The 8,850-nt window shown below is 27.7% G+C and carries 5 protein-coding genes; 1 reads left to right on the top strand and 4 read right to left on the bottom strand.

The genetic code is table 11. The features are described 5' to 3' along the window. Nucleotides 1-527: 527 nt before the first annotated feature. Nucleotides 528-2,336 (bottom strand): choline/carnitine O-acyltransferase, encoded by a 1,809-nt coding sequence (locus NSA58_RS11515; RefSeq protein WP_039681352.1) that lies wholly within the window; start codon nt 2,334-2,336, stop codon nt 528-530. A 496-nt stretch (nt 2,337-2,832) separates the two neighbouring features. Here NSA58_RS11515 and NSA58_RS11510 point away from each other — a divergent pair, with 496 nt between their 5' ends. Next, a complete protein-coding gene (locus NSA58_RS11510) occupies nt 2,833-5,091 on the top strand; it encodes a helix-turn-helix domain-containing protein (RefSeq protein WP_257560485.1) in 2,259 nt (752 codons plus the stop codon). Nucleotides 5,092-5,180: 89 nt separating this feature from the next. Here NSA58_RS11510 and NSA58_RS11505 read toward each other — a convergent pair whose 3' ends face one another. From NSA58_RS11505 to NSA58_RS11495, 3 genes are all read right to left on the bottom strand, one after another. Next, on the bottom strand, nt 5,181-6,719 hold the full coding sequence (locus NSA58_RS11505) for a BCCT family transporter (protein ID WP_052233170.1): 1,539 nt from the start codon (nt 6,717-6,719) through the stop codon (nt 5,181-5,183). A gap of 235 nt (nt 6,720-6,954) precedes the next feature. Continuing rightward, a complete protein-coding gene (locus NSA58_RS11500) occupies nt 6,955-7,098 on the bottom strand; it encodes a hypothetical protein (protein ID WP_161791952.1) in 144 nt (47 codons plus the stop codon). 1 nt (nt 7,099) lies between these two features. Next, nucleotides 7,100-8,641 carry a BCCT family transporter gene (locus NSA58_RS11495; RefSeq protein WP_139045003.1) on the bottom strand — a complete coding sequence of 514 codons (1,542 nt, stop codon included), beginning with the start codon at nt 8,639-8,641 and terminating at the stop codon, nt 7,100-7,102. Nucleotides 8,642-8,850: the final 209 nt, after the last annotated feature.

Raw genomic sequence — 8,850 nt, 5'->3', positions numbered from 1 at the left:
AAAGTTTGGCTATGTCTATTACTATTAATATGCTCTTTTTTAAATAGTTATTATCATTTTTTATTAGTTAATCTCTTCAAGCAATTTTCTAAAATATTTTTTATTCATATGTCCTTAACTACATTCATCATGTATTTATACATCCTATATTTTATCAATAATATAACTATAGTTATAATAATGTTAATGATAAAGTAGAAAGTAGTGCTCCACATTTAATAGATCACGCAAAAATGTATTATCAGGCGAAGAAGTTGGAAGTCAAATAAGCAAAAAATTAGTTGAAATAGGAGAGCAAGCTTTATTAGAAAAATATAATTCTTAAAAGTAAAAAGGTGAGCATGGCTTGCTCACCTTTTTATCACTTTTAGGGTTTCAAATAAATACATGGCAATATTTATTTGAATAATAGTTTTATATAGATAGTATAAATATTTGGGTAAAATATATACTACATAATAGCTTTTGTTCAGCTTACTGTAATTAAAACATTTATAAATAACAAATTAATAACCTAATGTTAATTATTAAAAAACTTGTAATACTTTGCCTTCTTCTGCTTGCATATACTCTTCAACAAATTCCTTGATTTCTATAAATGATGACATTAAATTATTTACAAATTCATCAGCCTTATCCTTTTGTTCAATTCTTGCTGCTGAGTTTATTACTATTTCATCTTTTCCCATCGTGTAAAATATTCCAAGACCATCAATAGTTTGTGGTCCAAAAGCACAATGAGATATATATTTTCCACCAACTCCACTTGTGGATAAGAAATCATATTTTAATTCCTTATATCCTTTGTCAGTGTATAATTCAGGCACTTCATTTATTCCTAATTCTGAACCAAATCTAGCTTGTATTTGAGCAAGTCCAAATAAGTGTCTTTCTACACCAAGACCTTTTTTGCAATCTTTGATTCTTGCAACGTGTGACATTGATGCACTTTGTAATAAATTATAAAGTTCAGTACCACTTACATTTTTTTCTACGAAAGCTTTTGCAAATTCAGCTTTTTCCATACTAGAAGATCTAGCACATTCTGTTCTTCCTTGTCTAAATTCTCTTACAGCAACTGACTCATAAGTACTTCTTATTTTTCCAAAAGTCTTATATTGCGCTGTTTGAAGGGCTATATGGAAGAATGCATCAGGGCTCATTTTTAATTCTTTAGCTTTGTTTCCTCCAAATTCAGTAAAATATTCAAAATTAAAGTGATAAGCTTCTTCCTTCTCTCTTTGTTCTTCCTTTAATTTAAATAACGATATTTTAGCATCTCTACTTAATAAAAAATCTAATTTTTTAGGGAATACAACTCTTTTAATTGAATCAACATCTATTATTCCTGTTTCTAAATCATTATTTATTAATTCAAGAACAGAGAACATTGTTGAACCATCAAATCCAGTATGCTCTATATTTGCTCCTATTTCTTTAGATTCATTTATTATAAATTGAACACTCTTATCAAAACATCTATTATTACCATCTGATAATAAAATATCTTTTGTTGATTCTTTTACATCTTTGTATCCTTTATCTATACACATAACAAATAAAGCATCTTTTACTTCATTGAAGTTTCTTAAGTTTTCCTCTGTCACTAAAATTTGATCAAGAATTTCTTTCCCTAAATCTCTTGTAGTTGAGGTATATAGGAAAGGATTAAAACTTTCTACTTCTTTATTATTTTTTAATGATTCCAATGCTATTATTAATGAACTTATACCTATTCTTTGACCATTTTCATCACTTAACATTATTTTATATATATTATTATCTTTGAATACTACGCAGTAATTATTTGTTTTATCAAATTTCCCTACATAGAATTCATCCCTATTAGCATTAACCATTCTCATACTTTTGAACATCCTTAAATATTGTTCCATACATAAAGGATTTCCTTTTATCATATCAACTGGTAAACTTTTATCCACTATTTGATGATATATTCCTGTTGTACTGTAAGCTACTCTAGCTAATATTTCTTCTAAAGAGTATTTTTCTTTATATTTTTTATTATTTAATAATGCTGAGAAACTCACATCAGGTATTATTGAACATCTACCTTCTAAGTACATATCATCCCACATTGGAAATAACCAGCTATTATTATCTTTAATAGTATTTTTATATTCTAACAGCCTTTGATGAAGTTTTTCACCTATTCCTCCAGACTTTCCAAACTCTTCTACTATTGATTTAGTATTTTCTAATTCTTCTTTTGTTAATAATGGTTTTATCCACTCTAAATACTTTGCTAGTGTGTCTTTAAGTTCTGGTATAGGCAAAGTTTGTAATTCATTTTGATATTTTAACATTTCTCCCATTGTCATCTCTCCTATTTATCCTCATTTTTTCAAAATATTACTTAATCAAAATTTTGCAATTCTAGTATGTTCATCTAGACATAATATAAGGTTAATTCCGTTTCTATAATAGCCACCTTAAGTTTAATGGAATTTAACTATAACCTTTGTAAATCTTTTTATGGGAAAGATTTGCATTTACAACACTCAATGAGCACATTATTGTGAATGTAAATCAATTTTGGTCTATGAAAATTTTTTATATTTAACTTAACAAAGGCAAATTTTATTATAGTTAAATTCCATTGATTGACATGTCAAATAATCATCTTGACATGATATATATTATCACCTTTTTCCTTGGCAATCGTTACCTTATGCATATATAATTCCTTAGGTTTATTGACTTCTTCAATGTATTTACACTAAATACAACAATTTTTGCATTATTTATATACTTTTTTTGTTTTTTGTAGTATTATCAAATCTATATAAATATTTTTTAATGAGGTATAAGATGAATTACAAATTTTTGAACTATGACAACAATTTACCCATAAACATTCAGTTTTTTGATAAACAAGACAATGAACCTGAGTGGCATAAAGATATAGAAATAATTTTAGTAGCAAGAGGAAGTGCCAATTTAGATATAAAAAACACTACTTATAATCTAGATGGAGAGAATTTAGTTTTAATCAATAGCTCTGAAGTGCACAAACTATATAATATTTCAGAAGATAGCTTAATTATAAGCTTATACTTTGATCCTCACTACTTTGAAAAATATTATACTAATTTTGATAAATTATATTTTTCTTGCAACACTTCATTAATTATAGATATAGATTCAGATAGTAAAGAAAAATACCATAATATGTTCTCATTGTGTTCTTCAATTATGTTGTCTACATTATATAATAATAATTTAGACAAAATTAAGATATTAAAAAATACTTTTAGCTTGGTAGAACACCTCATAGATAATTTTTCTTTGGAATGCAGTTTAGATAAACCTGACTTATCTGTATATCATCAAAGATTCAATAGAATCTTGCAATATATAAATGAAAACTATACTAATAAAATTACTTTATCTGACTTAGCCCAAAGAGAATATTTAAGCACTCATTATGTTTCTAGATTTTTTAATAAATATATGGGCGTGGGTTTTATAAAATACTTAAATAATTTTAGATTGGAAAAATCCATGTATGACCTTGTTAATACTAATAAAAGCATACTTGATTTATCCTTAGATCATGGATTTTCATCTTTAAAGTCTTATAGAAATACGTTCTTTGAAAAATATAATATGTCTCCATCTGTTTATAGAAAAAATTATACATCTGCTAATAATATGACTGAAAGTAATAGTACCCTTCCAAGCAAAAACATTGCTGAATTTATTGATTATTTACAAAAATACGAAAGCAATCAATTTAGTAATCCTAGGGTTGAGTATATTACTAAAGAGATAAATGGTGTATCTTTTTCTAAAAAAAATTGGGTGAACTTTGAAAAGATTTTTTACTTTGATAACGTTTATGATGCTTTAAACTCCAATTGGCAAAAATATTTTACTAAAAGTATTGAGTTGATCAAACCTGATTTTATAAAATTTGCTGGTATTTTTAATGAATCCATGTATGATTACGATTCAATTAGAAATACTTATAACTGGTACAATTTAGAAAGTGTTTTAGACTTTTTTTCAAATATTCATATTACTCCGTTTTTAAAACTTGAATATGATGTAAAAAAAGAATCCATAAAAAAATTCTTTGCTAGACTGGAGTCTTTTATATTATTTTGTATAAATAAGTATGATTTGGAGTCAGTGAGAGAATGGAAGTTTGAACTTTCTTCTGTGGAAAAAGATTATCCTAATATGATTAAATTCTATAGAACCATCTTAGATTTAATTGCAGAAACTCCAACTTTATCAAAACTAAACTTTGGCATAGACTTTACTATTAATAGTAATTTCCACAAAGAGTATTTTATAAAATATATACAAGACAAAAAAATCAACTTTATCTCTGTATATGCTTCAGAAAAAGATTTCTTAGATACTAAAGATTTTGTTAGAATTTTACTAATGAAAACTAAAAAACTAATGAAAATAAAAACTTATTTTATTCAACAAGCAGAGAATCACTATTTAAATGATACTAGCTATAAAGCCACAAAAATAGTTCATAATGTTCTAAATGACTATTGTGAGTGTGACTCTCAATTTAATTTTATAGATAGTTCTAGCAACTTAAGTTTATTCAAAGGTGATACTGGCATGCTTACTTACAATGGCATAAATAAACCAAGTTTTAATGCTTTGTTTGTATTAAGTAAATTAAATGGTTATTTAGTTGACTGCGGAAGTGGTTATATTATAACTAAAAAGCAAAATTCTTATAGCATATTACTTTATAATCATCAAAATATACCAGACTATTTTAATCATAAAAGTGAAAATTATGATAAATTATATAAAAATGCTAAATTAAAAACTAAATTTATAGATTTAAAAATAAATTTGGAACCTGGTAAGTATAGTATAAAATCTTATATTTTTAATAAAAAGAACGGTTCCATATATGACGAGTGGATAAAAATGGGAAAACCTTCTGTTTCAAATCGAGAGGTATTAAGATTTCTGAAATCAAAAGAAAGTATCGGCCTAAAATTCTCTGATACTTCAGTAGAGAACTCTTTACATTTAAAAGAGCACATAATCTTAGGTAGCTTAAAACTAATAGAAATAAATAAAGTTTAACCTCAATTATCAATTTATCTTTTATCCAAAGAACATACAAAAGATAAATACCTTATAAATAAAAGAGCTCGATAAATTATCGAGCTCTTTTATCTAATATGATCTTTTCCTTCCTCTGCCATTTTGAAAAATGACCATGTAAGTAAACACATTAAAATGATTCCTGGTATTACAGTTATATTTGTTGAAGATTGTATTGTTTCTAAAGGGCCATCTATAAGTATGAATATAGATGGTATTAAAGCTAGAAGTATTGCCCAAAATAACCTAGACCATCTAGGTGGCTCTTGATTCTCATCTAAATGCTCTACTGTACAAGATGCTATAATATATGATATTGAGTCAAATGTTGTTGATGCAAATATTATTGCGCCTATTGTAAATAAAAATATAACTACTTTCCCCATTTTTAACATCCCCAGTATTTTGAATATAGTAGCATTTGCACCAAAATTCTGTAAATATGATATGACATCAAATGTTCCGCTAATCTGTAAGTATAGTCCATAGTTACCAAGTATCACAAATACTAAAGCACATCCTAAAGTTCCATATATAATAGCTCCAGATATCATTTGTCTAATAGTTCTTCCCTTTGAGATTTTTGCTATAAACATTCCTATTATCGGAGCTGATATTACCCACCATCCCCAATAAAACACTGTCCAACGTTCTGGAAATCCTGAGTTATTGATTGGATCTAGCCAGGTACTCATTTTAAGGAAGTTTTGACCTATTACTCCAATACTTGTCACTCCCATTTTTATTATAAAAACTGTAGGTCCTGTTATAAATACAAATAGTAAAATACCAACTACTATGCCTACATTTATATTACTTAAAACCTGTATTCCTTTTTTAAGTCCAAAATAAGAACTAATTGTAAATATTGCTACTATCAATAACAATATGACTAAACTTAAGTTTGTAGATTGTTTCATATTAAATATTTCACTTACACCTGTTGATACCATTGGTACACATAGCCCTAAACTTGTTGCACATGCCCCCATTGATGCAAATATAAATATTATATCTATGGTTTTACCTAAATAACTATCTGCTTTTTCTTTAAGAATAGGCTTTAAAGCATGACTAACTTTGAAAGCATTTTCCTTTTTAACAAAATAACAGTATGCTATTGGTAATGCTGGTAAAACATATAATGCCCATCCTGTTGGACCCCAGTGAAATATTCCATAAGATGCTGCAAATTCAGCAACTTGCCACGAGCCCGCTTCCATTCCAAAAGGTGGTTTTACATAATAGAAAATCCATTCTATTACACCCCAATACATTACGCTTGAACCAATCCCTGCACAAAACATCATAGTTGCCCAACTTATGGTCTTATACTCAGGTTTATCATTTTTATCTCCAAGTACAATATCTCCATATTCGCTAAAACATATATAAATACATATACCTATAGCAAAAAGGCCTATGAGAATATTTAAGAACCCAAAATTTGTCATTAAATAATCACTAATAGATCTTATAAATTCTTCTCCTATATCACCTAAAAATAACATAGGTATACTTAAACCTATAACTAAAAATAAACTACCTAAAAAAACAAACTTATCAATTACAATATTATTTTGCCTATTATTAAAACTATTTGCCATAAAATATACTCCTTGCTGACATGTATTTATAAAATAATAATTTCATAAATACTTATATTTATGATTTTTACTGCATATTTTATTTACCCATTATTACTATAAATAAATCACCTTTTCATTTATAAATAGCAAAATAAACGTCAATATGACGTTTATTTCACTTTATACTTACTTAAAATCTATTGTTAAATCATAACTATCACAATAATTCTATTTATATTATTTCTAGTACTTCTTATTCAAATACTAACTTTACTGACCAAACTATAAATCCCATAAAAGCCATTATACATAATGTTTGTACAATATTTTCCACTGGTGATTGAGCTGCACTTAATACTGCTTCTGGTGCTATTGGAACTATTCCTGGTATTTTCATATTATTTTTTTCCTCCATGATCTTTTCTTAATTGTCTAACAAATCCAGACATAGAAAGTATGAATATAAATAAGTATGGTATTGATAATACTATGGCAACAGCTTTAACTCCACTAAATGAACCTGCTATTAAATTTGCTGATGCAATAAGTACTATTATTATTGACCATATTACAGTTCTGTATTGAGGAGCATTCTCTGCACCATCACTAGTTATCATACTTAAAGATATGACAGAACTAGTTGCTGATGTTGATAAGAATACTACTATTAATATTACAAATAACGTTCCTGTTATTGTAAATAACGGGAATTGTTGTAATACCATTATAAATGATAAGTAAACATCATCTGGATTATTTATCATATAGTTTGCTATTTCTGCATTTCCTGCTATAGCATCTAATAACCCATGTCCACCAAATACACTAAACCATACAACTAAGAATATAGTTGGTACAAGTATTGACGCTGTAACTATTTGTTTTATAGTTCTACCTTTAGATATTCTTGCTATGAATATTCCTATAAATGGTGTCCATGATATCCACCACATAAGAGTAGTTATTGGCCAGTCATTAAACCATTGTTTATCTAATAAAGCGAAGTTTTCGAAACTTATTGGAAGTATATCTGTGAAAGTGCTTTTTAAAGTAGTAAGTATTGTTCCCATGTAGTAATCAGTTCTACCTGCGAAGAATACAAATAACAGTATAGCTATTGCTATTACTATATTTATATCACCTAAAGCTTTCATACCTTTTTGAACAGGTAATATAGCTGCCAATGTATAGACTACGAATAAAAGAGCTAATATTATTAATAACGGAGTAGTTCCTTCAAGGTTCATTCCGAATACACTTGTTAAACCATTCTTAACTTGGAATACACCTAGTCCTACCGATGCCGCCATAGTAAGAGCTGCTGCTGATGCACCCATTAAGTTAGCTACGTAAGCAACTGGCTTACTCCATTTTCTATCTTTAAATCCTTGTTCTATCGGTGTTCCTGGAAGGAATTTTGCACCTCTAGTATAAGTAAAGTATCCTACTACAAGCCCTGATATTGTATATATAGCCCATGCTGGTAATCCCCAGTTGAATAATGTTAATTTTAAAGCATTTTGAGCTGCTTCTGCTTCTGAAAAACCACCTGCTAAACCTAATGGTGATTGCATAAAATGAGTTAATGGTTCTGCAACCCCAAAGTTAACTAACCCAACACCTATACCTGCTGTGAATAACATAGCCATCCATGAGAATGTTGAAAATTCTGGCACAGTGTCTTTTCCACCTAACTTAACATTTCCAAATTTACCAAATGCTAAGTATACACATAAAGCTAATATTAATAAAGGCATTAATATTACAAACCAGTTAAAATCATTATTAAATCTTGATGTCCAACTGTATAAAGTTGTTGTTAAACTATCTGGATCTACAACTCCCCAGATAGAAAATATTGCTGTAAAGCAAGCCGAAGCCCAAAATAATGAGGAACTAACTTTTGGCTTCTTATTTTCTTTTACCTTTTCTGCTGTCATTTGCACGAGTCTTTACCTCCGTCTATTTTTTAGGTAGTTGAATTTTATACTTAAACTCAACTAAAATGATTACTATGTTAATTTAACATTTATACATTTTTTTATCGCTAGCTTGAAATCCTTTTTTTATAGTCTTTTTTATATATATTTATTTACATTTTTCGATATTGGTCATTTTTTATCCTTTTATGCTACTTTTTTTGTTTTAT

Origin of the sequence: Terrisporobacter muris, from assembly GCF_024621905.1 — a bacterium.
GTDB classification, from domain to species: domain Bacteria; phylum Bacillota; class Clostridia; order Peptostreptococcales; family Peptostreptococcaceae; genus Terrisporobacter; species Terrisporobacter muris.
Note: the sequence above shows the minus strand (reverse complement) of the source record. Positions and strands in the feature narration are given on the sequence as shown.

Excerpts from the sequence above, each read along its gene's own strand:
- NSA58_RS11515 (WP_039681352.1), bottom strand. The coding sequence starts at position 2,336 with ATGGGAGAAATGTTAAAATATCAAAATGAATTACAAACTTTGCCTATA.
- NSA58_RS11510 (WP_257560485.1), top strand. The coding sequence starts at position 2,833 with ATGAATTACAAATTTTTGAACTATGACAACAATTTACCCATAAACATT.
- NSA58_RS11505 (WP_052233170.1), bottom strand. The coding sequence starts at position 6,719 with ATGGCAAATAGTTTTAATAATAGGCAAAATAATATTGTAATTGATAAG.
- NSA58_RS11500 (WP_161791952.1), bottom strand. The coding sequence starts at position 7,098 with ATGAAAATACCAGGAATAGTTCCAATAGCACCAGAAGCAGTATTAAGT.
- NSA58_RS11495 (WP_139045003.1), bottom strand. The coding sequence starts at position 8,641 with ATGACAGCAGAAAAGGTAAAAGAAAATAAGAAGCCAAAAGTTAGTTCC.